Origin of the sequence: Nonomuraea harbinensis, from assembly GCF_019396385.1 — a bacterium.
GTDB classification, from domain to species: domain Bacteria; phylum Actinomycetota; class Actinomycetes; order Streptosporangiales; family Streptosporangiaceae; genus Nonomuraea; species Nonomuraea ferruginea.
Genome location: NZ_JAHKRN010000022.1, coordinates 48010 through 70800, shown reverse-complemented (window position 1 = coordinate 70800; position 22791 = coordinate 48010). Strand labels below are relative to the sequence as shown.

General features: G+C 72.7%; 19 protein-coding genes and 1 pseudogene. 7 read left to right on the top strand and 13 right to left on the bottom strand.

The window, feature by feature from the left end:
• Window positions 1-174 precede the first annotated feature (174 nt).
• From KME79_RS23035 to KME79_RS22990, 10 genes are all read right to left on the bottom strand, one after another.
• Window positions 175-1596, bottom strand: coding sequence for a S28 family serine protease (locus KME79_RS23035; protein WP_219546253.1), 1422 nt, complete (start codon window positions 1594-1596; stop codon window positions 175-177).
• Between the two features lie 117 nt (window positions 1597-1713).
• Window positions 1714-2757: an agmatinase family protein gene (locus KME79_RS23030; RefSeq protein ID WP_219546252.1), complete on the bottom strand. Its 1044-nt coding sequence runs from the start codon at window positions 2755-2757 to the stop codon at window positions 1714-1716.
• 24 nt (window positions 2758-2781) lie between these two features.
• Window positions 2782-3546, bottom strand: coding sequence for an amino acid ABC transporter ATP-binding protein (locus KME79_RS23025; protein WP_219546251.1), 765 nt, complete (start codon window positions 3544-3546; stop codon window positions 2782-2784).
• On the bottom strand, window positions 3543-4511 hold the full coding sequence (locus tag KME79_RS23020; protein ID WP_219546250.1) for an amino acid ABC transporter permease: 969 nt from the start codon (window positions 4509-4511) through the stop codon (window positions 3543-3545). Before KME79_RS23020 ends, KME79_RS23025 begins: the two co-directional genes overlap by 4 nt.
• Entirely contained in the window at window positions 4498-5403 is a 906-nt protein-coding gene (locus tag KME79_RS23015) for an ABC transporter substrate-binding protein (RefSeq protein ID WP_219546249.1), read from the bottom strand. The genes KME79_RS23020 and KME79_RS23015 overlap by 14 nt, the downstream gene beginning before the upstream one ends.
• Window positions 5404-5616: 213 nt before the next feature.
• The gene (locus KME79_RS23010) at window positions 5617-6903 is read right to left on the bottom strand and encodes a PucR family transcriptional regulator (protein ID WP_219546248.1); all 1287 of its coding nucleotides are present in this window, start codon (window positions 6901-6903) and stop codon (window positions 5617-5619) included.
• 46 nt (window positions 6904-6949) lie between these two features.
• Window positions 6950-8071: an L-2-amino-thiazoline-4-carboxylic acid hydrolase gene (locus KME79_RS23005; protein ID WP_219546247.1), complete on the bottom strand. Its 1122-nt coding sequence runs from the start codon at window positions 8069-8071 to the stop codon at window positions 6950-6952.
• Window positions 8068-9306, bottom strand: a complete 1239-nt coding sequence (locus KME79_RS23000) for a metal-dependent hydrolase family protein (protein ID WP_219546246.1) — start codon at window positions 9304-9306, stop codon at window positions 8068-8070. The genes KME79_RS23005 and KME79_RS23000 overlap by 4 nt, the downstream gene beginning before the upstream one ends.
• Window positions 9306-10193 carry a cupin domain-containing protein gene (locus KME79_RS22995; protein WP_219546245.1) on the bottom strand — a complete coding sequence of 296 codons (888 nt, stop codon included), beginning with the start codon at window positions 10191-10193 and terminating at the stop codon, window positions 9306-9308. Before KME79_RS22995 ends, KME79_RS23000 begins: the two co-directional genes overlap by 1 nt.
• 144 nt (window positions 10194-10337) lie before the next feature.
• On the bottom strand, window positions 10338-11570 hold the full coding sequence (locus KME79_RS22990; RefSeq protein ID WP_219546244.1) for a helix-turn-helix domain-containing protein: 1233 nt from the start codon (window positions 11568-11570) through the stop codon (window positions 10338-10340).
• 190 nt (window positions 11571-11760) lie between these two features.
• On the opposite strand from KME79_RS22990, the gene KME79_RS22985 reads away from it, so the two are divergent.
• The 3 genes from KME79_RS22985 to KME79_RS22975 are packed head-to-tail and all read left to right on the top strand — an operon-like array spanning window position 11761 to window position 18505.
• Window positions 11761-15264, top strand: coding sequence for a WD40 repeat domain-containing protein (locus KME79_RS22985; protein WP_219546243.1), 3504 nt, complete (start codon window positions 11761-11763; stop codon window positions 15262-15264).
• A gap of 35 nt (window positions 15265-15299) precedes the next feature.
• Window positions 15300-15953: a hypothetical protein gene (locus KME79_RS22980; RefSeq protein WP_219546242.1), complete on the top strand. Its 654-nt coding sequence runs from the start codon at window positions 15300-15302 to the stop codon at window positions 15951-15953.
• Complete coding sequence (locus tag KME79_RS22975) at window positions 15950-18505, top strand: NACHT domain-containing protein (RefSeq protein ID WP_219546241.1); 2556 nt, start codon at window positions 15950-15952, stop codon at window positions 18503-18505. Before KME79_RS22980 ends, KME79_RS22975 begins: the two co-directional genes overlap by 4 nt.
• Window positions 18506-18534: 29 nt before the next feature.
• Here KME79_RS22975 and KME79_RS22970 read toward each other — a convergent pair whose 3' ends face one another.
• Window positions 18535-19308, bottom strand: a complete 774-nt coding sequence (locus KME79_RS22970) for a LamG domain-containing protein (protein WP_219546240.1) — start codon at window positions 19306-19308, stop codon at window positions 18535-18537.
• Between the two features lie 105 nt (window positions 19309-19413).
• Entirely contained in the window at window positions 19414-20460 is a 1047-nt protein-coding gene (locus KME79_RS22965; protein ID WP_219546239.1) for an iron-containing redox enzyme family protein, read from the bottom strand.
• A gap of 88 nt (window positions 20461-20548) precedes the next feature.
• On the opposite strand from KME79_RS22965, the pseudogene KME79_RS45125 reads away from it, so the two are divergent.
• Window positions 20549-20671: pseudogene (locus KME79_RS45125) on the top strand (hypothetical protein); the annotation flags it as partial.
• Here KME79_RS45125 and KME79_RS45120 read toward each other — a convergent pair.
• Window positions 20635-21708 carry a glycosyltransferase family 2 protein gene (locus KME79_RS45120; RefSeq protein ID WP_246640266.1) on the bottom strand — a complete coding sequence of 358 codons (1074 nt, stop codon included), beginning with the start codon at window positions 21706-21708 and terminating at the stop codon, window positions 20635-20637. The pseudogene KME79_RS45125 and the gene KME79_RS45120 overlap by 37 nt on opposite strands.
• Before the next feature lie 314 nt (window positions 21709-22022).
• Here KME79_RS45120 and KME79_RS22955 point away from each other — a divergent pair, with 314 nt between their 5' ends.
• The 3 genes from KME79_RS22955 to KME79_RS22945 are packed head-to-tail and all read left to right on the top strand — an operon-like array spanning window position 22023 to window position 22791.
• Window positions 22023-22250, top strand: coding sequence for a hypothetical protein (locus tag KME79_RS22955; RefSeq protein ID WP_219546238.1), 228 nt, complete (start codon window positions 22023-22025; stop codon window positions 22248-22250).
• Window positions 22196-22492, top strand: coding sequence for an SPFH domain-containing protein (locus KME79_RS22950; protein WP_219546237.1), 297 nt, complete (start codon window positions 22196-22198; stop codon window positions 22490-22492). The genes KME79_RS22955 and KME79_RS22950 overlap by 55 nt, the downstream gene beginning before the upstream one ends.
• A 20-nt stretch (window positions 22493-22512) precedes the next feature.
• Complete coding sequence (locus tag KME79_RS22945; protein ID WP_219546236.1) at window positions 22513-22791, top strand: cation:proton antiporter regulatory subunit; 279 nt, start codon at window positions 22513-22515, stop codon at window positions 22789-22791.

Here is a 22791-nt window from a genome sequence, read left to right as displayed (position 1 = left end):
GTGACCTCCAGGTAAAAGGGGGGTTGTTCAGCAGCATGAACATATTTCACGGAAGGCGCCTGGGCCAACCCTTTCGGGCGAACCCGATGGTCAGCGGCTGTGTAACGGTTTCCGCATCACACGGGCGTGGCCGGGGCGAGGCCGGGCGCTGCCCGGACCTCGCCCGGCGGCGGGTCAGAAGGTGCGGCGGTCGGGGAGCATGTCGTCGTCGGGGATGGACGACACGCCGCGCTGCGCCGCCTGGGCGCCGGTCACCCCGGCCCAGCGGAGCAGCGTGTCCGTGGCCGCCTGCCGCTCGGCGTCGGGCAGGCGGGCGATGTTCGCGCCGTGGTTGGCGCCGGGGGCGACATACAGGTACGAGTCATGGCGGCTGGGCGTGAACCGCTCCGCGCTCCACGGGTCGTTCTCCCCGTAGACGAACATCATCCGGCTGGACTGCTTGCGCACCCAGTGGTCGACGTCCAGCATCGGCAGCGGGTCGTGGCGGGACCGCAGCTCGGCGGGGATGACCGAGTTGGGCTGGTAGAGCCCGGGGTAACGGGTCAGGCCGCGCAGATGCCCGAACTTCAACGTGGGCCAGCCGAGCTGGGTGGCGGCCTGGTAGTAGTAGGGGACGTAGTAGCCGATGCCCTGGTCGGTGTAGAAGGAGAAGCCGGCGACGGTGTCGATCCAGTCGTAGATCTCGTCGTCGGTCGCCGTGCCGGGCGGCACGTCCGCGCAGTCGCTCTCGTTCGAGTACTGCCAGAAGGCCCACACCGCGTCGAGCACGGTCATCTCGAACGACCGGTCGGCGCTGCCGAGCGACTGGGTGAAGGTGTAGCCGTTCCGCGCGGCCTCGGCCTCGAACCTCGGCACCAGCCTGGCGCGCCGCTTCAGCGCCTCCTTCTGCACGTTCTCCAGCGAGGTGCGGCAGGCGGCGTCGCCCACGTTCTCGAAGAACTCGTCGTAGGCGCGGTCGGCGGGGTTGACCCGGTCGTTCGGCGCCACGTAGGCGACCACGCCGTCCACGTCGTCCGGGTAGAAGCGGCGGTGGTAGACCGAGGTCATGCCGCCCTTGCTGGCGCCGGTCTGGATCCACTTGCCGCCGTAGACGGTCTTGAGCGCCTGGACGATGCGGTGCTCGTCGCTCGCCTGCTGCCAGATGTCGAGCTTGCTCCAGTCGGCGGGGTCCGGCCGCGAGCTGCGGAAGAACCGGTGCTCGACCGAGACCTGGTTGGCGCCCAGCAGCCGGGTCGGCTCGGTCTGCGAGGCCGACGGGTTGACGGCCAGGCCGTAGCCGCCGGTGTAGAGCACCACGGGCGCGTCGTCGGACCGGTGCAGCAGGGTGAGACGCTGCTGGTACGTGCCCTTGCCCGGACGGCGGTGGTCCACCGGCTGGGTGAGCGTGAGGACGAAGAAGCGGAAACCGCTCGGCCGGGTCTCGGAGACGACGGTCAGGCCGGGGATGGCGGCGAGCTTGTCCAGCAGGGGATCGGCGACGGTGGCGGCGGAAGCGGCGCTCGCGGTCGCGGCGGCCGAAGCCGGCTGGGCGAGTGCGCCGGTGGTGACTAACGCGAGGGCGAGTGCGGCCGGGAGCAGACGGGGGCGCGGGGACATGCTTCTCCTGGTTTGCGTCGAGGAGCAGGACGTCTCACTTATACCGATCTGCCGGTTCCAAGGCGACCCTCCGGCCCGGCGGCCTCACGCGGCCGGCCGAGCCGGAGGCGCATACGGTCAGTCGTCGGTGATGGGGGTCGGGTCGTACCCGCGCCAGCCGTCGTTGCGGCGCAGGAAGAGGCCGGCGAGGAAGCTGAGCAGCCCGCCGGTCATGGTCCGGCCCGTCATCGTGGACACGTCCCGTGCCGGATCGTGCTCCACGAAGTCGATCGCGGCCACCTTCGGGTGCTGACCCAGCGCGTACAGCGCCTCGTACAGGTCGACCGGGTGCAGGCCCTCCGGGGTGGCCGCGCCGGTGCCGGTCGCGTAGCCGAGCTCCAGCACGTCGACGTCCACGGTGACGTAGATCGCGTCGGTGCCGTCACCGGCGACCTGCACCATCTGCTCGATCACGGCGTCGATGCCCGCCCGGCGGACCTGGCGGCCGGTGATGATGGTGCCGCCGTGCCCCTCCACCCACCGCTTGTAGTAGCTGGCGTTCATGAAGCCGTGGATGCCGACCTGCACCAGGTTCTTCCCGGAGAAGGGGAGACCGGATTCGAGGAGCTGGCGGATCGGCGTGCCGTTGGTCGGGCCGTGGTCCATGACCCGTACGTCGTTGTGCGCGTCGAAGTGGATGAGGCCGAGCTTCTGCCCGGGGTGCGTGCGGGCGAAGGCGCGGGCGGCCGGCGCCGTGATGGCGTGGTCCCCGCCGATCAGCACCAGGAACGAGTCACCGCTGGCCCGCCAGAGGGCGGACATGGTGTCCTCGATCCGCTGCAGCCCTTCGTACTGGTCCAGCACCGGCACGGCGATGTCGCCCAGATCGCGGGCGGTCATGCTGGCCAGATCCACGTCGAAGTCGGGACTGTAGGTGGTGAAGGACGGCGTGGACAGGCGCAGCGCGTCAGGCGCGGCGAAACAGCTCGTCGGCAGGATCGACGTCGTCGACAGACCCACGCCCACGAGGCCGACGTCGAAGGACGAGTCGAAGTCCCAGGGGCGCAGCCAGTTCCACACCCTGGGCTCGAAACGGTCCTCGAACTTGCCGTTGAGCACGATGCCGGGCTCCTTGAGGTGCGTCACCTCGTGCGCGCGCAGCCACTCCTCGCGTGCGGTCATCACTGTCTCCTCACTCGATCCGAGCTAGAGGACCCGGCGCAGGAAGGCCTGGGTCCGTTCGTGGCTCGGGCGTTCCAAGATCTCGGAAGGGTGGCCCTGTTCGACGAGCCGCCCCTGGTCCATGAACACCACCCGGTCGGCGACCTCGCGGGCGAACCCCATCTCGTGGGTGACCACGATCATGGTCATGCCGTCGCGGGCCAGCCCGCCCATCACCGACAGCACGTCGCCCACCAGCTCCGGGTCCAGCGCCGACGTCGGCTCGTCGAAGAGCATCAGGCGCGGGCGCATGGCCAGCGCGCGGGCGATCGCCACCCGCTGCTGCTGGCCTCCGGAGAGCTGCCTCGGGTACGCCGACTCCTTCTCCGCGAGGCCGACCTTGGCGAGCAGCTCGCGACCGGCCTGCTCGGCCTCCCGCTGACGGGCCTTGCCGAGCCGTACCGGCGCCTCGACGACGTTGCCGAGGACGGTCATGTGGGGGAAGAGGTTGAACTGCTGGAAGACCATGCCGATCTGCTCACGCTTGCGGCAGATCTCGCGGTCCTTCAGCTCGTAGACCTTGTCGCCCTTGCGACGGTAGCCGACGAGCTCGCCCTCCACCTCGATCCGGCCGCCGTCCACCTTCTCCAGGTGGTTGACGCAGCGCAGCAGCGTGGACTTGCCCGAGCCGGACGGCCCGATCAGGCAGACGACCTCGCCGGGGTACACGTCCAGGTTGATGCCGCGCAGCACCTCCAGCCTGCCGAAGGACTTGCGGACGCCGCGGATGCGGACCGCGGGTGTCGTCATGGGTGTGCCCTCCCCGCGGCTACCCGCGTGTCGTGCGGCCGGAGGCGGCGCAGCACGCCGCCGAGGAAGGTCTCGGGGGTCCGCCGGTCACGCGACGTCCTGCGCTCCAGGTAGGTCTGGCCGAGCGTGAGCACGCTGGTCACGATGAGGTACCAGAGGCTGGCCACCATCAGCAGCGGGATCGTCTCGTACGTCCGCGAGTAGATGACCTGCGCCGAGTAGAGCAGCTCCGGCATCGCGATCACGCTGATCAGCGAGGTGTACTTCAGCATCGAGATCGTCTCGTTGCCGGTGGGCGGCAGGATGACGCGGATGGCCTGGGGCAGCACGACGCGCCGCATGATGACCGACCGGCGCAGTCCGAGCGCCTGCGCGGCCTCGGTCTGGCCGTGGTCGACGGAGTTGATGCCGCCGCGGACGATCTCGGCCATGTACGCGGCCTCGTTGAGCGACAGCCCGATGATGGCCACCAGCGCCGGGGTGAGGATGTCGTTGGCCGGGATCTCGAAGAACTGAGGGCCGAACGGCAGGCCGACGGTCAGCACGGGGTAGAGCGCCGAGATGTTGAACAGGAAGATCAGCTGGACGAGCAGCGGGGTGCCGCGGAAGAACCATGTGTAGAAGTTCGCGCCGGCCTTCAGCACCGGGTTGGGCGACAGCCGCATCAGCGCGATGACGATGCCGAGGACCACCGCGATCGACATGGACACCGCGGTCAGCCAGAGCGTGGTCCACAGGCCGGACAGGATCGCCGAGGAGAAGAAGTACTGCCCGACGACGTCCCACTGGAACCGCTCGTTGGTGACGAGGGAGGAGACGACCGCCACCGCCACCACGAGCACGACGGCCGCGGCGACCCAGCGGCCGGGATGCCGCAGGGGCACGGCGCGCACGTCGTCGCCGTGTCCCCGCGGGTCTCCGCCCTCGCCGCCGTCCAGGATGGCGGTACGGTCAGCTGCGGGCATCGTTCACAGTGATCTTGGTCAGCGCGCCCTCCGCGACGCCGTACTTCTCCAGGATCTTGACGTACGCGCCGTCGTCGACGAGCTTCTGCAGGGCCTTCTGCAGGACCGGCACGAGCTTGCTGCCCTTCGGCAGTGCCATGCCCACCGGCGCCTCGTTGATCGGCTCGCCGACCGGCTTGATCTTGGAGTCGGGCTGGGCCTGGAGGTAGGAGTTCTGCAGGCTGTCGCCGCACAGCGCCTCGATGCGGCCACTGGTGACGGCCAGCATGCCCTGCTGGAGCTGCTGGAACACCTGCAGCTTGACGGCGGGCTTGCCTTCCTGCTCGCACTTGGTGCTCTGCTCGGACAGGTACATCTCCTCGGCGCTGCCCCGCACCACGCCGATGGTCCGGCCGCAGCTGGTCTCCAGCGTCAGGTCGTCGATGTCGCTGTCGGCGGGGACGACGAAGCCGGAGGAGTCGATGATGAAGTCGACGAAGTCCACCTGCTCCTGACGCTTCTTGTTGTCCAGCATCGCGGAGATCGTCACGTCGTAGCGGCCCGCCGCCAGCCCGGGGATCAGGCTGTCGAAGCTGGTGTTCTGCAGGTCGATCCTGGTGCCCAGCACGTCGCCCAGGGCCTCGGCCAGGTCGATGTCGAGCCCGGTCGGCTTGCCGTTCTCCTCCACCGCCCACGGCATGCCGATCGTGAGGTCGGTCGCGCCCTTGATCTCGCCGGTGAATCCGGCCGCCTTGAGCTCCTCGGCCAGCGCGGGATCGGCGCTGGCCCAGGTCCCGGCGGGCTTGGTCGTGGTCTCGCCGCCGCCGGCGGCGTCGCCGGAGCCGCTCCCGCACGCGGTCAGCGCGAGCGTCACGCTCAGCGCGAGGCCGAGCAGCCTCATCGTCCTGTTCATCGTCCGCCCCCTACCTGGAACACGTCAGTGGAGCGCGGAGCACCCGCCGGGGCGGGATCCGGTTGGGAGCAGTCATCGAACCTCCAAGCAGGGGTGGGATTGCCGGAATCCTCGCAGAGTGACATTCCGCTGACTGCCGACAGATGTTGCACGTCGGAGCGTGGGGAACGACATTTGTCAACGCGAGCGTCCGGGGCTCACCCCGCCGCTCGGCTACGCGTCGCCTAACGCGGAGATGCCGGTGCCGGTCGTGTCCGTGCCGTACGGTGTGCGCAACCGCATGAGCCGCGCCAGCTTCAGCTCCAGATGGGCGACCAGGCGGTCGTTGCCGTTCCCCAGGTCCAGGCCGGTGATCTCCTCGATGCGGCGCAGCCGTCCGTAGAGCGAGGCGCGGTGCAGGTGGAGCCGCTGGGCGGAGCGCGCCACGTCGCCCGCGTTGTCGAGGAAGACCTCCAGCGTCTCGGCCAGCGGGGCTCCCGTGCTCTCCCGGTCGATCAGCAGGCGGATCCCGGGATGGAGGACGACCTCCTCCGGCTGGTCGTTCACGAGCTGCGCGATGCGCGAGTACACCCCGAGACCGGTGTGGTGCACGGTCCTGGCCATGCTGCCCAGCGAGGCGGCCACCTGGGCGCCGCGCAGCGCCTCCCGGTAGGAGGAGACCAGCTCCGTGAGCTGTGGGTAGGCGCAGCCCACGCCCGCCCAGACGGTGAACGAACCGTCTGCCGGCAGGGCCAGCTCGATCTTCTCCCGGGCCGTCTCGGCGAACCTCTGGTCCAGCGTGTGCCTCGGCACCGCTCCGTCGTCCGGCCTGGCCATCACCAGCAGACCGTGATTCTGGCGTACCAGGCTCAGGGTCTGCCGTGAGGGAAGGGCCATCCGCACCGATTCGAGAGCCGCCGACAGGCTCGACCGCTCCGCCTCGCCCAGCCCCGCCCCGGTGCCGGAGACGGGCAGGAACACCGCCACGGCGGCCGGCCACTCGTGCCGGAAGATGTCCGCGTCGGCGATGCGCTCGACCGCGCGGACCCGGGCCTCGGCGTCGTCGGACAGCAACCGGATCAGGCTCTCCCGCTCGCTGAGGCTGCGCAGCTCGTCGATGTGCCGCTGGCGCTGGAACACCTCGGCGACGCTCTCGGCGGCGGCCTCGATCCGCCGTCGCCGCTGCTCCGACAGCTCGGGATCGTCGACCTGCACCCAGATGTACGCCACGGCCTTGCCGCCGGCCCGCGCGACCGCGCCCCAGCGCGGGCAGGTCATCCCGATGGCGGGGTTGGCCGGCAGCAGGAAGGCGCCCCTGCGTTCCTGGGCCCGGTGCACGGCGGTCCAGCGCAGGATGTCGGGGCCGGCGTGACGGCGCAGGATGGCCTGCTCGCGGGCCGGGTCGTTGCCGCTGGGGTGGTAGGTGTAGACGTACTGCCGGAGTTGTATGTCGTCGATCGCCACCGGCCGGTCGAGGGCTGCCCCCAACCGGTCGGCGATGCGCTGCAACTCGGCAATCATGCCGTCATCGTAAGGGGCATAACCCCGTGATTTGGACAAAAAGCCGTTAAAGCGATATATGGTCCATCCGGTCGAACTCCTCCGGTGTGGGATCGTCCTCGGTGAGCAGGGCGGGAACGGTGAAGCGGAACCTGCAGACCTGGTCACCGCGCGACTTGACCGACGTCCAGCGCACCTCGGTCTCCGGGTTGTACCCCTGGAACAGCCCTCGGTGGTTGGAGGAGTCGAACAGGTAGCCGAGCCGCAGCCCCTCCTCGCCCTCCGACGACCAGACCTCCGCCAGGGGGCAGTAGGTGCAGTCCAGGTAGTAGGCCCCGTCGCTGATGTGCTGGCGCTCCTTGAAGACGAAGACCGCCTCGCTCGGGTCGCGCTCCTGCAGGCCGTCGGTGCTCCCGAAGTTGGCCATGGTCAGCGGCTTGCCGAGGGCGAGCATGCGGTCCCGGATGACGCCGCCCCTGTCGGCGCCGAAACGGTACGCCGCCTGCCGGATCGTCTCCTCACCGGAGGCGTCGTAGGCCCTCACCAGCTCGCGCGACACGTACATCTGCATGGCGGCGAGCAGGCCGGTGGTGCGCCGGTTCACCTCGATCAGCCGGACCGGGTCCGCCGCCAGGGCGCCGAGGCGCGGCGCGCGCCGCACCGGGCCGGCGCCCGTGACGCGCAGGCGCCAGGGCCGCGCGGCGGCGTCGTCGGCTTCGAGGACCACCCCGGCGCCGTAGCCCGCCGTGATGCCCGCCGTCAGCTCGGGCCAGTAGAGCCCCAGGGCGGACAGCGCCGCGGTCTCGCCGATCAGCTCGGTCAGGTACGCGCGGCCGGGGGCCTCCGGCAGGGTCAGCACGACGGCCGGCCCGTCGGTGGCGACCGAGAGTTCGCCCTCGGCGGCGGCCAGCTCCCATTCGCCGCTGTCCCAGTGTTCGAGCAGCGCGGCCGGGTCGCGGCCGGTGACGAACGAGGCGGGCTGGTCGCGCATGGCCGTGCCGCGGTAGACGCCCTCCTGACGCACTCCCCTGGCGATCGCCGCCAGGCCCCGCGTCCCGTGCCTGCTCTCCACGGCCTCGTGGAACACCTTCAGCATCAGCCAGTGGTAGTCCTGGAAGGACCGCAGCGACGCCAGAGACGACGCTCCCTGGTCGTGCGTGCCGGACCCCGTGATGTCGTCGGCGGTCATCGGAGTGTGCCGTCCTCTCCTCGCTCGTACACGCGGCGGCCGGACTGCCACGTCTCGGCCACCCGGCCCCGCAGATCCGACAGATCGGTCAGTTCGCCCTCAAGCAGCACCAGGTCCGCCGTCAGTCCCGGCGCGACGCGGCCGATCCGGTCCGCGAGGCCGAGCAGCTCCGCGGCTCGCGAGGTGGCCGCCGCCCAGACCGCGTACGGGGGCAGGCCGCACTCCGCGAGCAGTTGAAGCTCGCGCAGGTTGTCGCCGTGCGGGCCGATTCCGGTGTCGGTGCCGAGCGCGATGTTGACGCCCGCCCCGATGGCCCTGGTGACGGCCTCACGGTGTACGGAGGCGACCTCCAGCGCCTTGTCGAGCACGGCGGGCTCGTGCAGTTCGCCGCGCTCGGCCGCCTCGATGACGGACATGGGCGCGATCAGGGTGGGCACCAGCCACGTGCCTCGCGCCAGCATCAGCTCGATGGCCTCGTCGTCGAGGAAGATGCCGTGCTCGATGGACCGGACTCCGGCCCGTACGGCGTTCTTGATGCCTTCCACGCCCTGGGCGTGCGCCATCACGTGGACGTGCGCCGCGTCCGCCTCGGCCACCAGCACGGCGAGCTCGTCCGGGCGGAAGTGGGCGTGGCGCGGATCGTCCGCGGGCGACAGCACGCCGCCCGTGGTGGCGACCTTGATCACGTCCGCGCCGGCGCGCAGCATCGTGCGCACCGTCTTGCGCATCTCGTCGGGGCCGTCGGCGATCCCCGGCGGCACGCCCGGATGCTCGGGGAACAGGGCCAGGTTCACGCCGCAGCTCAGGTGGCCGTCGTTGTGCCCGCCGGTCTGGCTGATCATGTTCACCGCGATCAGGGTGCGCGGGCCCTCGATCAGGCCGCGCGACAGCGCCTGCTTCAGGCCGAGGTCGGCGCCCGCCGCGTCCCGTACGGTCGTGATGCCGGTTTCGAGCGTCTTGCGGCAGTTGACCACTGTCTTGAAGAAGTGCAGCGAGAACGGGTCGGAGACGCGGTTCACCAGGTTGATGTCGGAGAGCGTCAGGTGGACGTGCGTGTCGATCAGGCCGGGGAGGACGATCTTCCCGGTCGCGTCGACCACCCGGACGTCGTCGCCGGCGGCCAGGCCGGTGCCGACCGCGACGATGACGCCGTCCTCGACGAGCACGTCCGCCCGCCCGGGAGCCGCGCCGGTGCCGTCGAAGACCCGGCCGCCGGCGAAGAGGATGCCGGCCATCAGACGTGGAACCCCCGGCGCGGGCCCGTCTCCAGGGGACGGCGCGGCGGCGTGGAGTAGACCGGCTCCAGCGGCTCCCACGCCCACGCGCCGTCGCACGCGTCGAGTGTGTAGAACCAGTACATGCGCAGCTCGGAGTCGCCGGTGTCGATGCCGTGCGGCGCCCACGCCGGCACGTACACCGTGTCACCCGGCGCCACCTCGTAGCCGTCGTCGCCCACGTAGATCGTCGCGGTGCCCTCGAGCACGTGGTAGATCTCCGCCGGGGCGTGCCGGTGGATCGTGTAGTGCAGGTGCGGGTCGACGCCCGCCGTGCCGATCACGAACTCCTTGGTGCCGTTCGCCGGTTCGAGCAGGTAGCGGCAGCGCAGCCGCATCCCCTTCGACGGCTCGACGGGGACCCACGAGACCATGTCCTCGGCGACCGCCCACCGGTCGAACAGGCCCGTGGACGGGGCGGTGTTCGGGTTCACGCCCGATTCCAGCGCCGTGTCGGGCAGCAGCCGCGAGGTCACGGTCTTGTCGTGGCCGCCGGTGGCGTAGGCGACCAGGAACCGCGCGGGCTCACTGCCGATGTTGGCGATGGAGTGCGCCTCCCCGGGCGGGAAATAGGCGGCGCCCGGAGCAGACAACTCCACCGAGCCGCCCGGACGCCAGAGCCGCAGCGTCCCCTCGACGATGAAGATCGCCTCGGCGTGCCCGTTGCTGTGCGTGGGCACGACCTGGCCGGGCGCGATCGTGACTTCGCCGAAGGTGATGTCCGCGTCGGCCCCGAGGGTGTCGGGCAGCAGGCCGAGCACCCGCGTGTCGCGGAACTCGGGCAGTTGGTGGAGGTTGTCCCCGGCGACCGAGGCGACAGACCGCGGGAAGTGCATCGAAGCGGGCAACAAAAGCTCCCAGTGCGACAGTTATCGGGCACAAGACCCGTTTTCGCCGACGATGCTAGGCCGGGGGCGGGAGCGGGGGGACCGGGTATTCGTCGTGTGCATCCGGCGCGGGGCACAACATCTGTCGAGCGCGCCGACGGCCGTTCACAGCGCCGCGGCGTGGTCGTGCACCAGGTCGTGCATCCGGTACCAGCAGGGTGACGTCTCCTGGAGGAGGTGGGCGTCCATCAGCTGGTCCAGCAGCCGCCGCGCCCGCGGCATGCTCGTGTCCAGCAGCGCGGCGGCCGTGTCGGCGCCGAAGCCGGCGCGGCCGCCCGAGCCCAGCAGCCGGTACACCCGCCGCTGCTCGTCCGGCAGCCGATCGTACGACCGGTCCAGGGCGGCGGCGACGCTGTGCGGGCCGTCCGCCAGCTCGGCCAGCCGGTCGCAGGCGAGCCGGTCGAGCAGATGCCGCACCCCCCAGGCGGGGCGCGCCCTGAGCCGGGCGGCGGCGATGCGGATGGCCAGGGGGAGCAGCCCGCAGCGCCGCACGACCTCCGCCAGGCCGTCCGACGGGGCGCGGCGGTCCAGGCCGGCCAGCCGGGTGAACAGCGCGATCCCGGCGGTGACCGGCAGGACGTCCAGCGACAGGCCGCGGGCGTCGCCGTGACAGGTCAGGCGGCGGCGGCTGGTGACGATCACCAGGCATCCCGGCCCCGCGGGCAGCAGCGGGAGGAGCTGGTGCTCGCCGGCGGCGTCGTCCAGGACGATCAGGACCCTGCGTCCGGCGAGCACGCTGCGGTAGAGCGCGGCGCGGTCGTCGGGGTGCCAGGGGATGTGCTCGTCCGGGACGCCGAGGGTGCGCAGCACGCGGGCGAGGGCCGTGCCCGGCTCGACGGGCGCCTTCGGGGCGTGGCCGCGCAGGTCCACGAAGAGCTGGCCGTCGGGGTACAGCGGCGCGAGCCGGTGCGCGGCGTGCACGGCCAGCGCCGTCTTGCCGATGCCCGCCATCCCGTTGACGCAGACGACCGGCACCGTGTGCGCGCTGCGGTGGCCCTCCACGACCGCCAGCTCCCGATCCCGGCCGGCCAGCGCGGCGACGTCGGCGGGCAGCTGCCGGGGCACGGTCACCGGAGGCGGCCCCGCCACCGCCGGGCCGGGCCGGCCGTGGGCGGCGGCGTTCAGCGTCGCCCGGTCCGCGCCGTTCAGCTCCAGCGCCTCCGCCAGCAGCAGCATCGACGTGACGCGCGGCCGCAGGAGCGCGCCGCTCTCCATGCGGCGCACGGTTCTGACGTTGAGACAGGCCCGTTCGGCGAGTTGCTCCTGGGTCAGCAGCGCGCGCTCCCGCCACCCGCGCAGCAACGCCCCCAAGGACATCCCGGCACAGGGATCCCCCACGGTTCCGACACCCCCCGGTTCGATTTCGTCAGCCCTGCCGGTGCGGACAGAGAGGACCATCGAAACCGCGTCCACGCTGTTCAGGCCACTGGTGAGACGACATCGGACGGAATCGGACGGGCCGGGCCATCCCGGATCCCCGTTCGAATGCGATTGATGGGAGCGGCGGCGAGTGACCAGAATGAGCGCCATGGGCGAGCGGGAGGATCACGGCCATGCGCACGATCTATGCCCCTACCAGGGTCTGGCGCCCTTCGAGAGCGGGCGGGCCGAGCTGTTCTTCGGCCGTACGAGGGCGACCCGCGACCTCCTCGGCCGTCTGAGAAGGCGGCTGACGGACCACGGCACCGTCCTGCTGGTCTCCGGCGCCTCGGGCGTGGGCAAGTCGTCGCTGCTGAGGGCGGGGCTGATGCCGGCGCTCGCCGGATCGCACGACTGGCCGCGCCTGCTCGTCACGCCGACCGCGCGGCCGTTCCGCGCGCTCGCCGAAGCCTGGGCGCGGGCGTTCGGCGGGCACCCGGAGGAGATCGAGCGGACACTGCGTGACGACCCGCGGCCGCCCGGCCGGCTCGTCCTGGTGGTCGACCAGTTCGAGGAGCTGTTCACCCTGGTGACCGACGAGCGGGAGCGCCAGGCGTTCGTCGGCGCCCTGCACGCCATGGCGGCCCGCCCCGGAGGCGCCGCGGTGATCGTCGGGGTGCGCGCGGACTACTGGGAACGTTGCGCCGCCTACCCGCACCTCGCCGAGGCCATCCAGGACGGCCAGGTGATCGTCGAGCCGATGACGGAGCCGGACCTCCGGCTGGCCATCACCGGCCCCGCCGCCGCGGCGGGCCTGGAGCTCGAACCCGGCCTGGTGGAGATCATCCTGGCCGAGCTGCGCGCCGGGCCGTCAGCGGGCGATCGCTACGGGGCCGCGGCCCTCCCCCTGCTTTCCCAGGCGCTGCGCAACACCTGGGAGCGACGCGAGGGCCGCACCCTGACGGTCCGCGGCTACGAGGAGTCCGGCCGGGTCCGCGACTCCGTACGGCGTACGGCTGACGAGGCGCTCGGCGAGCTGCCACCGGAGGACCGCAAGGCCGCGCTCAGGATCTTCCGGCGGATGATGGTGATCACCCCCGGCGGCCGGCCGGCGCGGCGCGCGGCGACGCTGGCCGAGCTGCACGCCGCCGCGTCCGCGCGCCCAGGGGAGCGGGTCGCGGCGCTGCTGTCCGCGTTCGCCGGCCGCCGCCTGCTCACCCTGCACGAGGACTCCGTCGAGATCGCCCACGACGCGCTCCTGACGGCCTGGCCCACCCTGCGGCAGTGGCTCGAACCCGACCTCGCCGCGCAGGAGGTGTACGACCGGCTCCTGGACGCCGCCGGGCAGTGGGCCGAGAACCACCGCGACCCCGCCTTCCTCTACCGGGGCCCCCGGCTGCTGGCCGTCCAGGACAGCAGGCCCCGCTGGGACCGCGACCCCGGCAGCTTCCCCCCGCCGGGACCCACCGCGGAGAGCTTCGTCACGGCCTCCGTGCGGGAGGCGCGGCGCGTGACCCGCCGCCGCCGTCTCGTCATGGGCGGTCTGTCGGCGCTGTCGGTGCTCGCCCTCTGCGCGGCCGGCGCCGCCGTCGCCGCGGCCGACGAGGCCGTACGGCAGCGCGCGGTGGCGATCTCTCGCCAGCTCGCCGCGCAGAGCGAGGTCACCGGAGACGCCACGCTCTCCTCACTGCTGGCCGTGGCCGCGTGGGACATCGCCCCGACCGACGAGGCGCGCAACCGCGTCCTGTACGCGGCGACCCGCACCGGCAGGGGGACGCTCACCGGGCACGCGCGCGGCGTCATGGCGCTGGCGTTCAGCCCCGACGGCTCCGCCATCGCGACGGGGAGCGACGACGGCACCGCGCGGCTCTGGGACACCGCGTCGCGCCGGCAGCTCGGCGCGCCCATCACCCGGCCGAAGTACGACTGCTCGGACGTCCGCCTGGCCTTCAGCCCCGACGGCCGCACGCTGGCCACCGCGTGCGCGGGCCGCGTCCGGTTCTACGACGTGGCCACCCGCCGCGAGCTGGGCCGGCCGCTGGAGCACGAAGCGGTCGTGTCGGCGCTGGCGTACCGTCCCGACGGGAAGACCCTCGTGACCGGCGACTTCCGAGGCGTCGTCCGGCAGTGGGACGCCGCGACGCACCGCCCGCACGGCCCTCCGATGGGCCGCCCCGACCACGGGCCGGAGCTGGCGAACATCGTCCGCGAGGTGACCTTCAGCCGGGACGGCACGGTCATGGCGGTCGCGAGAGGCAGGGCCGTACGGCTCTGGGACCCCGTCACCTCCCGCCCGCGGGGCGAACCCGTCGCCCGGCAGGCCGACACCGTCCTCGACGTCGCGCTCAGCCCGGACGGCGCCACCCTCGCCACCGTCAGCCAGGGAAGGACCGCCCTGCTGTGGGACCTGGCCTCGCGCGAGCGGACGGGCGAGCTCAAGGACCGCCTCGCCGGGTTCACCGCGATCGCCTTCAGCCCGGACGGCACCCGGATCGCCACCGCGGGAGGCAGCGGCCGCACCGTCCTGTGGGACACCGCGGCCCGCCGGCGGCTCCTCACGCTCGCCGACAACGTCGGCGTCCTCGAATGCGTGGCGTTCAGCCCGGACGGGACGCTGCTCGCCGCGGCCGGCCAGGACGGCGTGGTGCGCCTGGCGGACCCGCGGATCCGCCAGCAGATCGGGACCCACGTGCCCGCGCGCTCGGCCGTCGCGCTGAGCCCCGACGGACGCACGCTCGCCGCCGGGGCGGCCGGCGAGAAGGATCCCGCGATCCAGCTGTGGGACACCGCCACCCAGCGGCCCGCTGGCCCGCCGATGAGGCCGACGGGCACCCGCCGTTCCGTGGCCACGATCGAGTTCACCCCCGACGGCCGCACGCTCCTGACCTCCGGCGTGGACGGCCTGCGGCTCTGGGACGTCGCGGGCCGCCGCGAGCTCGCCCACGACCAGACCCTCGACGGCGTGGCCGAGCTCAGCCCCGACGGCAGGTTCGCCGCCGTCCAGGTCGGCCAGGACATCGCGTTCTGGGACCTCGCCCGCCGCGGGGAGACGGGGCCGCGCCTGCGCGTCCCCGGCCACACCGACGTCGTCACCGGGATGGCGATCAGCCCGGACGGCGCGACGCTGGCCAGCGCGGGCTTCGACGAGCGGGTGCGGCTCTTCGACGTGGCCACCCGCCGCGAGATCCCCGGCTCGCCGCCCGCCGCCGCCGGCGGGCTGGTCAACGACCTGGCGTTCAGCCCCGACGGCCGGACGCTCGCCTACACGGCCGCCGACGACGCGGTCCGGCTGTGGGACGTCGGACGCCGCCGCCCGGCGGGCATCGCCCTGATCAACGAGGACGGGGCGACCGGCGCGCTCGCGTTCAGCCCCGACGGCCGGATCCTCGCCACCGGCTCAGCGGGCGGCGGCGTGCAGCTCTGGGACCTGCGGATCCACCGGAGGCTCGGAGCGCCGATGACCGGCCACACCGGCGGCGTGACCGACGTCGCCTACGGCCCTGACGGGGCGTCCGTCGCCACGGTGGGCGGCGACGGCGCCGCGCGGCTCTGGAACGTCCGCACCCCCGCCGACCTGGTGGCCGCGGCGTGCGCCAACGCGGGCCGCGCCCTCACCCGCGAGGAATGGGAGAACCACGTGCAGGAGGAAGAGTACCGCCGGACGTGTCCATGACCCCGGAGCCGGGCCCACTCGGGGGGAGAGCGCGCATGTTCCTGCGAGGACTGCGGCGGCGGACGGACCGGCCCGTCCCCGAGCTGGTGGCGCTGTTCCGCTCGATCATCGACGGCGGCCGCGACGTCCACCCGATCGCGTCCGACTTCCTGGAGCACTTCATGGACGGCGCGGGCGCGTCCAGGACGATGTCGTCGCGGTGGCTGCGCTCGTTCCGGGTGATCGAGAAGGCCGAGCGCAGGAACCAGCGCCGGTTCGAGCGGCAGCTCACCCGGGAGGCGGGGCTGCTGCCCGACGGCGGGTCGAGCTGGTCGCACGACCACTGGGACGCGCGGATCAACGCCTTCATCGGCACGGAGCTGTTCTACGTCAGCAGGATGAGCCTGCTGCGCTCGCACGGGTCGTTCGTGCTGACCAGGGACGGGCCGGAGGTACGCGTTTCGGGTACGGTGCGTCACCGCTGGTTCGACCCCTACGACTGGGACCGGGGCCGATGGGTCTACATCCCCCGCCACGGGTTCGTGCCCATCGCCGTCGGCCGCGAGCTCGTCGAGGCCGACGAGGCGCGCAACTTCCTGATGGAGTGCCGCCACGTCCAGACGCTGGAGGGCCGGTGCGTGGCCGGCCGGTGGCCGCGGCGCGCCCGCGCGAGCTTCGCGTGGTCGCTGGTCCGGACGGGGGACGGATGACCGCGGAGCGTCCCCGCCCGCCGGGCCCCGGCCCCGCCGGCACGGCGGACTTCGTACGCTCGCTGGCCCTGCTCAGGCAGTGGGCCGGCGAGCCGTCCCTGAGCAGGCTGCGCGTCCTCGGCGGTCAGACGTCGACCGCCGACGGGACCAAGGTCGACGCCCTGCCGAAGAGCACGACCTCGCACGTCCTGCGGCAGACCGACAGGCTGCCCCGGTGGGACTTCGTCCGGGCCTTCGTCACCGCCTGCTTCCACTACTGCGACCATCCGCCCGAGCTGATCCCCGCCGAGCTCGAACGCTGGCGGGCGGCCAGGGCGGCCCTGGCCGAACCGGCCGCCCCCGCGCCCGAGCCGCCCCCCGCCGACGTCCCCCCGCCCGATCCCGCCGTCCGGCTGCTGGCCCGGCGCGTGCTCCGGGAGGAGGACCGGGCACGCAAAGGGCTGCTCGGCGGCTACAGTCTCGCGCCGCTTCCCTTCGGCCCTGACGACGCCTCGGGCGGCGGGGCGGCGCACGACCTGCACGCGATCGGCCGGTTCTTCGGCGGCCTGCGCCCGCGGCGCCTGCTGGTCGTGGGGGAGTCGGGGGCGGGCAAGACGGTGCTCGCCGTCGAGCTGGTGCTGCAACTGCTGGAACCCCTGCTGGGGGGACGGCCCGGCCGGGACCGGCCGGTGCCGGTGCGCCTGAACGCGGCCCGGTGGACCCTGGGCAGGCCGTTCGAGTCCTGGCTGGCCGAGCAGCTCGCGCAGCAGTTCGGGGTCGCGGCCAGGGACGCGCACCGGCTGGTGCGCGACCGCCTGGTGCTGCCGGTGGTGGACGGGCTGGACGAGCTGGACCCGGAGCCGTCGTCGGGTCCGCCGCGCCGGGCGATCGGGCTGCTCGCCGAGCTCAACCGCTACAGCGACCTCTCCGGGCGGCGGCCGGGCGCGGTCGTCGTGACCTGCCGCGCCGACCGCCACGCCGAGCTGCGCGCGGCCGGGGCGGGGCTGGACAACGCCGCCCTGATCAGGCTGAGACACCTCAACACCGAGCAGATCGGCACCTACCTGCGCGCCCGCTGGCCGGACGGCCACCCCTTCGCCCCGCACCGCGACGCCGTCCACGCGGCGCTGTCGGGGCCGGCGGGCGAGGCCGTGCACGCCGCGCTCGCCACGCCGTGGCGGCTGCTGCTGACCGTGACCGCCGTGGAGTCCGGCGGCCACCCCGACGACCTGCTCCACGCCGACCCGGACGCCGACCCCGCCACCGGAGCGGCACTGATCGCCGGAAGGCTGCTTGACGCGTACGTGCCTGCGGCCACCCACCTCGCACCCCGCGCCCCCCACGGCACCCCCTACCGCCCTGACCAGGTCCGCTCATGGCTCGTCCGCCTGGCGGCCCACCTACACGACCAGTCCGACCACGCCACCGAGGCCGACCGGCCCCGGCCCGGCTTCATCTCCCACCTACGCGGGAAGGCAGGCCGCAACGGGCCGCCGCCCGGCCTCGTCCCTCACCCGCGCGGGCAAGCGGGTCGCGGTGCTGGGGTGGGGCGGATGTCGCCTGGGTTGACGGCGATCGATCTTGTGCCTCATCTGTTGTGGCCGATCGGAGGGCGGCGGCGGGTGCGGGTGCTGCACAGTCTGGGGTGTGTGGTGTTCGCGGTGATCGCGATGCTGGCGTTCTGGACGGGCTCGGCGGCCGGTGAGCTGCCGGATCAGTCGCTCACCCTGGCGCTGATGGCGGGCTGGGTGGTCATCGCCACCGTGCTGTCGCTGGCACCGTGGCCGGCCGCCGCCGGTGGGCGGACCGGGGTGCCGCGACGGCGCCGGGTCACCGGCGGTCTGGTGGGCGCGCTGGCGGGAGTGCCCGTCGGCGTGCTCGGAGGGCTGACCGGGCTCGCGCTGACCGGGGGAAGGGCCTTCGGTCCCGGCTTCGCGGTCGTCGCCGGGGGCACGGGGGGACTGGTGCTGGGCGCCGTCATCGGGCTGACGGCGGCCGGCCGGCCGGGAGCCGAGCGCATGACCGTGCCGGAGGCGATCCGCGCCGAACCCCTCACCCTGCTGGGCTTCGGGCTGTGCGGCGCGCTCACCGGTCTGCCGCCGCTGCGGCTGGCCGGCGCCGGTCCGCTGCCGCTGGCCGCGGGGGTGGCCGCCGCCTTCGCCCTCGCCTTCGCGCTCGGGGTCGTCTTCACGATCGCCACCGGGGGCTGGAGCAAGGACGCCGAGCTGGCCCACCCGCGAGAGGCCCTGCACCGCAACGCGGTCATCGGGCTGGCCTTCGGCCTCATCGGCGGCGTCGCGGCCTTCCTGGTGTTCCTCATGAACCACGACGTCGCCGAGTCGCTGCTGTGCGCGCTCGTCGGCGGCGTGACCTTCGGCCTGGCCTTCGGCGCGATCGCCTGGGCCCGCACCATGATCGGCCTGGCCGTCGCGGCCGCGCGTGGCCTGCTGCCGCTGCGGCTGTGGGCCTTTCTCGACTGGGCCTGCGAGGCCAACCTGCTGCGCGTCAGCGGCGCCACGTACCAGTTCCGGCACCGCGAGCTCCAGGACTTCCTGACTCCCGTCGACAGGTGAAAACCTCGATATCCGCACGGGGCGGACCGTCACCAGGCGCGGGTGCGGCCCACCCAGACGTTGCGGGCGCGGAGTTGGGTGTCGCCGGTGGGCCCCGGCAGCTGCTGGTTCAGCCCGACGTCGTCGCCGTCTTTGTACATCCAGACCCGGTACTTGTGCCAGGCGGCAGGGTTCGCGACGGGCACCCGCTCCCGCGTGACGAAGTAGTCGTCGCCGGCCTCCTCGCCCTCGTCGCCGCTGGAGGTCTTGTTCCAGGTGTTGAAGAGGTTGGTGGAGTCGCCCACGTACTCCAGGATGTCGGTCTCCGGCGGCCACGCCGGCCATTCCCCGGTCGTCCAGAACGCCGGCCAGATGCCCGGCCCGGTCTGGGCGCTGAACTCGCCCTCGATGTCGTACTCGGGGAACTGGTCGTTGACGATGATCTGTTCCCTGGCGTGGATGGCGCCGGAGCGGTACCACAGCGGGGCGTGCGGCTTGTGCGGGCTGGTCCCGTCGGCCGCGGCCAGCCGGGTCGCCTTCAGGGTCAGCACGCCCCCGGAGAGTGAGATCTGGCCGGCGTGCATCCGGGCGGCGCCGTTGTGGGTGTCGTCGTCGCCTCCCCAGGGATAGAGGCGGTTCCACTCCCGGTCGAAGGCCGTCCAGCTGTCGAAGGACGACTTCTCGATGATGTTCTCCCACGTCTCGGCACGGGCGGGAGAAGGGGACGGGGTCGCGGCCGTCGCGCCGGTGGGCAAGGCCGCCACCCCCAGGGACAGGCCGGAGACGGTCAGAAATCTACGCCGGTCGACGCCATGATCAGACATCTGTTTCCGTCGCCGGTTCCGCCACAGGATGCCCGCACGTGAGTGGATGATCACTGTTAAGGCGGCGACAGTATGCCTCACGTGACGAAGATCGGCGAGCCCTCGTCAGGGATGCCGCAACGACGTCAGCCCCGCGTCCCAGCGGCCGAGGACGTACTCGGCCCACAGGCGTTCCAGCCGCAGCGCACATGCCGCCCCGTACAGGACGTCCCCGGCCAGCCACGGGTGTTCGGCGGCGAAGTTCTCGCACAGGTCGTGGCAGGCGATCTGCTCGTGCACGGCGTCGGCCTGCACGTGCTCGTCGTAGAAGAGCGCGGCGGTGTCGTCGCCGCCGAGCCTGCGCAGCCCGATGGCGTAGCGGCGGTTGGGCAGGGAGGAGGTCATCTCCAGCGCGGCGAGGTGCCCGATCAGGGCGCCGCGCAGCCGCCGGTGCAGGCCGAACAGCGACATGGCGTTGGAGATGGCCAGCGTGATGCCCGGCACGCGGCCGAGGTGGGCGCCGTAGGAGTCGTCCAGGCCGAGGCCGCGCATGGTGGCGCGGAACAGCTCGGAGTGCATGCGCTCGGCCCGGCCGCCGCCGTACTCGTCGGCCTGGATCTCCACCAGCGCGGCCTTCGGCCGGCCCCGGAGGCGGGGGATCGCCCAGGTGTGCGGGTCCGCCTCCTTGAGGTGGTAGATCGACCGGTGGATCACGAACTCGCGGAACTGCTCCAGGCCGGCCCGGCGGGACAGGAAGGCGGACAGGGAGGGGCCGTCGTCGTCGGCGGTCAGCTCCCTGAGCGCCCGCCGCACCTCGACCGGGCCGTCGAGCGGCGGCCGGGGCACGGCCGCCGCGAGCGTCTCCTCGAAGCGCCGCTCCAGCTCCATGCGCGCGGCCAGCAGCGGCGGCGCCCACTCCCAGCGCTCGTCCACGTCGTCGAAGCCCTGGTAGTGCAGCTCGTAGCAGGCGAACAGGGCGAGCTGGAAGTCGTCGTCGCCCAGCTCGGCGCCGGTGACGTCCAGCGGGATCGGGCTGTCGTCCGGCGGACGGGTCAGGCGGTCGAAGAGCGTCGCGGTGACCGGCCCGCGCGGAGCGGGCAGCCTCGTGGCCGGCTCCCGCCCGGTGGCGCCGCGACCTTCCCTCCTGGCCCTCCTGGCATCAACCGCTGTCACGAGTCCCCCTTCTCACTCCGGGCGACTGCCCGGGGACCGGCGCGCGAAACCCGGGTGTCCCCTCTGCCACGCCGGGAAGAGGGGTGGGATGTCGCATCAGGGAGATGACGTGGTGACGGTGACGCCTTGCGAGGACGGGCCCCTGCTGATCCGGGGGCCGTTCGAGCTGGTGACTCAGGACGGCGTGCCGATCCCCGCGGGGCGGGCGACGGTCGCGCTGTGCAGGTGCGGGTTCTCGTCGGTCAAGCCGTTCTGCGACGGCTCGCACAAGGTGGCCGGCTTCCGGGCCCCCAGCGAGCGCGAGGCCCCGGCCTGACGCAGCCACCGTACGGAATGGGCCGCCCGGCGGAGCCTGCGCCCGGCGTACGGCACGCCGCCGCACACGGCGGCCCCGACCGCGAGCCAGGCGCACGTCGCCCGCTCCACGATCCAGACCGGGGCGAACAGCGCCGACGTGCCGGGGAAGACGCGCCGCCCGCCCGCCCTGCGCCGCCCCGCCTCCGCCACCCCCACGGCCAGTACGGCGCCCGCCACGGGCAGGACATACCGGCGGCGCAGCAGGCAGAAGGCCAGCCCCGGCAGCACGGACAGGAACAGCGCCATGCGGCCGGGCTGCGCCAGATCGTCGTACGCCTGCCGGACGCGCTGGCCCCAGAAGCGGGCGGCGTCGGGCGGCAGGCGCCGGACGTAGAGATCCAGCGGGCGCAGCTCCCTGCCGCCGTGCGCGCGTACGGTACGGATGAGTTCGAGATTCTCGAACAGCACGTCACCGTCGTAGCCGCCCATCCGGGCGAAGAACGAGCGGCGCACCCCGAACGTGCCCGGATAGTCGGCCCCCAGACCGCGGTTGAGCAGGGTGCGGGCGGTGTCCCAGCGGGCGTGCCAGGGCAGTCGCGCGAAGTAGTTCTGCGGCCGGACCAGCTCGGCCTCGTCCAGGAGACGATCCACCCTGGCCAGGGCCCACTCGTCGTAGCGCACGTCGTCGTCGGCGATGATCACGTGCTCGGCGCGGGCCAGCCGCATGCCGGTGAGCACGCCGCCGACCTTGCCGTTGGCGCGGAGCAGATCGGTGTCCGGACGGGCGTGCGTCACGAGGCCGCGCCAGGCGGCGGCGTGGCGCTCGAACAGCGGCGCGGGAGAACCGTCGACCACGACGACCCGTACGCGGCGGCTCAGGGCGCGCAGGTAGGCGGTCAGCTCCTCCAGGCCGGAGTCGTCCTCCCAGCGCAGCGGGAGCACGTAATCCATCAGGCGCCGTCTTCCATCCCTCATGCCGGTCGCACCGTACCCGGGAAGGCCTTCAGGAAACGACGGCCGATGCGTGCCGGGAACAAATCGAGGTTAGAATGCTCACCGGTTGACCGGCTCTTGAATCCCGGCCCCCACGTGCGGCTACACCGTGGAATTCGACAATCTACATAGTCTTGCCCCCGCGAAATGGGTGCCGGCCCCGATAGCCGGATTTCTGTTTCTGGGCCAAACTGGTAAGTGAGCGGACCCGATTGCTCGAAATTCCTTGAAGTGACGAGGTTCGCGCCGACGACGAGCCAGGTCGACAGGGGATGAGGGCATGTTCGCGCTGGACGGTCACGTGGCAGGCGCCGGCCGTGTGGCTCCTGCTGGGCCTTCTGCTGCTCGCCACGCTCATCGCCCGGACGGTGCGCGTCGTCGGCGAGGACGAGCGGCTGGTGGTGCGCAGGCTGGGCCGCGTGACGGGGGTCCGAGGGCCGGCGTCATGGCGGCCGTCGAGGACCCGGTCCGCTTCGCGACGGCGGTGGAAGGCCCGCTGACGGCCACCACGATCGTCGCCGAGAACGTGCTGCGGCGCGAGATCGCCCGGCGCGACCTGGCCGAACTCCCCGCCCTGGTCGCCGGCGCGGGCGCCGACCTGGCCGGCCAGGTCAGCGAGACGACCCGGCAGTGGGGCATCCGCGTCACGCTGCTCGACATCACCGACATCCAGGTCCCGCTCAGCGCCGATCTGATCGCGTGGGGCAGGGGCGACCGGCGGCAGGAGAGCCTGCCCGCATGACGTCACAGGGAAGGAGACCCATGAAGATCACGAGCAACACCATCCCCGGCATCGGGACCGTCCATCACACCGACACCCGGCGGGGAGACCACCTCGCCGTCATCGTCACTCCCGCCGGACGCACCCTCCTGCTCTACGACGAAGCGGACCCCGACACGCCCGCGCACACCGTGGAGCTCGAACAGCAGGAGGCCGACCAGCTCGCCGACCTGCTGCGCGGCTGCCCCACGGCAGACCGGCTGACCGAGGTCGAACGCCGCCTGGCCGCCGTGGAACGCCGCCTGGCCACCGCCGCGTAG

Excerpts from the sequence above, each read along its gene's own strand:
- KME79_RS23035 (WP_219546253.1), bottom strand. The coding sequence starts at position 1,596 with ATGTCCCCGCGCCCCCGTCTGCTCCCGGCCGCACTCGCCCTCGCGTTA.
- KME79_RS23030 (WP_219546252.1), bottom strand. The coding sequence starts at position 2,757 with ATGACCGCACGCGAGGAGTGGCTGCGCGCGCACGAGGTGACGCACCTC.
- KME79_RS23025 (WP_219546251.1), bottom strand. The coding sequence starts at position 3,546 with ATGACGACACCCGCGGTCCGCATCCGCGGCGTCCGCAAGTCCTTCGGC.
- KME79_RS23020 (WP_219546250.1), bottom strand. The coding sequence starts at position 4,511 with ATGCCCGCAGCTGACCGTACCGCCATCCTGGACGGCGGCGAGGGCGGA.
- KME79_RS23015 (WP_219546249.1), bottom strand. The coding sequence starts at position 5,403 with ATGAACAGGACGATGAGGCTGCTCGGCCTCGCGCTGAGCGTGACGCTC.
- KME79_RS23010 (WP_219546248.1), bottom strand. The coding sequence starts at position 6,903 with ATGATTGCCGAGTTGCAGCGCATCGCCGACCGGTTGGGGGCAGCCCTC.
- KME79_RS23005 (WP_219546247.1), bottom strand. The coding sequence starts at position 8,071 with ATGACCGCCGACGACATCACGGGGTCCGGCACGCACGACCAGGGAGCG.
- KME79_RS23000 (WP_219546246.1), bottom strand. The coding sequence starts at position 9,306 with ATGGCCGGCATCCTCTTCGCCGGCGGCCGGGTCTTCGACGGCACCGGC.
- KME79_RS22985 (WP_219546243.1), top strand. The coding sequence starts at position 11,761 with ATGGGCGAGCGGGAGGATCACGGCCATGCGCACGATCTATGCCCCTAC.
- KME79_RS22980 (WP_219546242.1), top strand. The coding sequence starts at position 15,300 with ATGTTCCTGCGAGGACTGCGGCGGCGGACGGACCGGCCCGTCCCCGAG.
- KME79_RS22975 (WP_219546241.1), top strand. The coding sequence starts at position 15,950 with ATGACCGCGGAGCGTCCCCGCCCGCCGGGCCCCGGCCCCGCCGGCACG.
- KME79_RS22970 (WP_219546240.1), bottom strand. The coding sequence starts at position 19,308 with ATGTCTGATCATGGCGTCGACCGGCGTAGATTTCTGACCGTCTCCGGC.
- KME79_RS45120 (WP_246640266.1), bottom strand. The coding sequence starts at position 21,708 with ATGGATTACGTGCTCCCGCTGCGCTGGGAGGACGACTCCGGCCTGGAG.
- KME79_RS22955 (WP_219546238.1), top strand. The coding sequence starts at position 22,023 with ATGAGGGCATGTTCGCGCTGGACGGTCACGTGGCAGGCGCCGGCCGTG.
- KME79_RS22950 (WP_219546237.1), top strand. The coding sequence starts at position 22,196 with ATGGCGGCCGTCGAGGACCCGGTCCGCTTCGCGACGGCGGTGGAAGGC.
- KME79_RS22945 (WP_219546236.1), top strand. The coding sequence starts at position 22,513 with ATGAAGATCACGAGCAACACCATCCCCGGCATCGGGACCGTCCATCAC.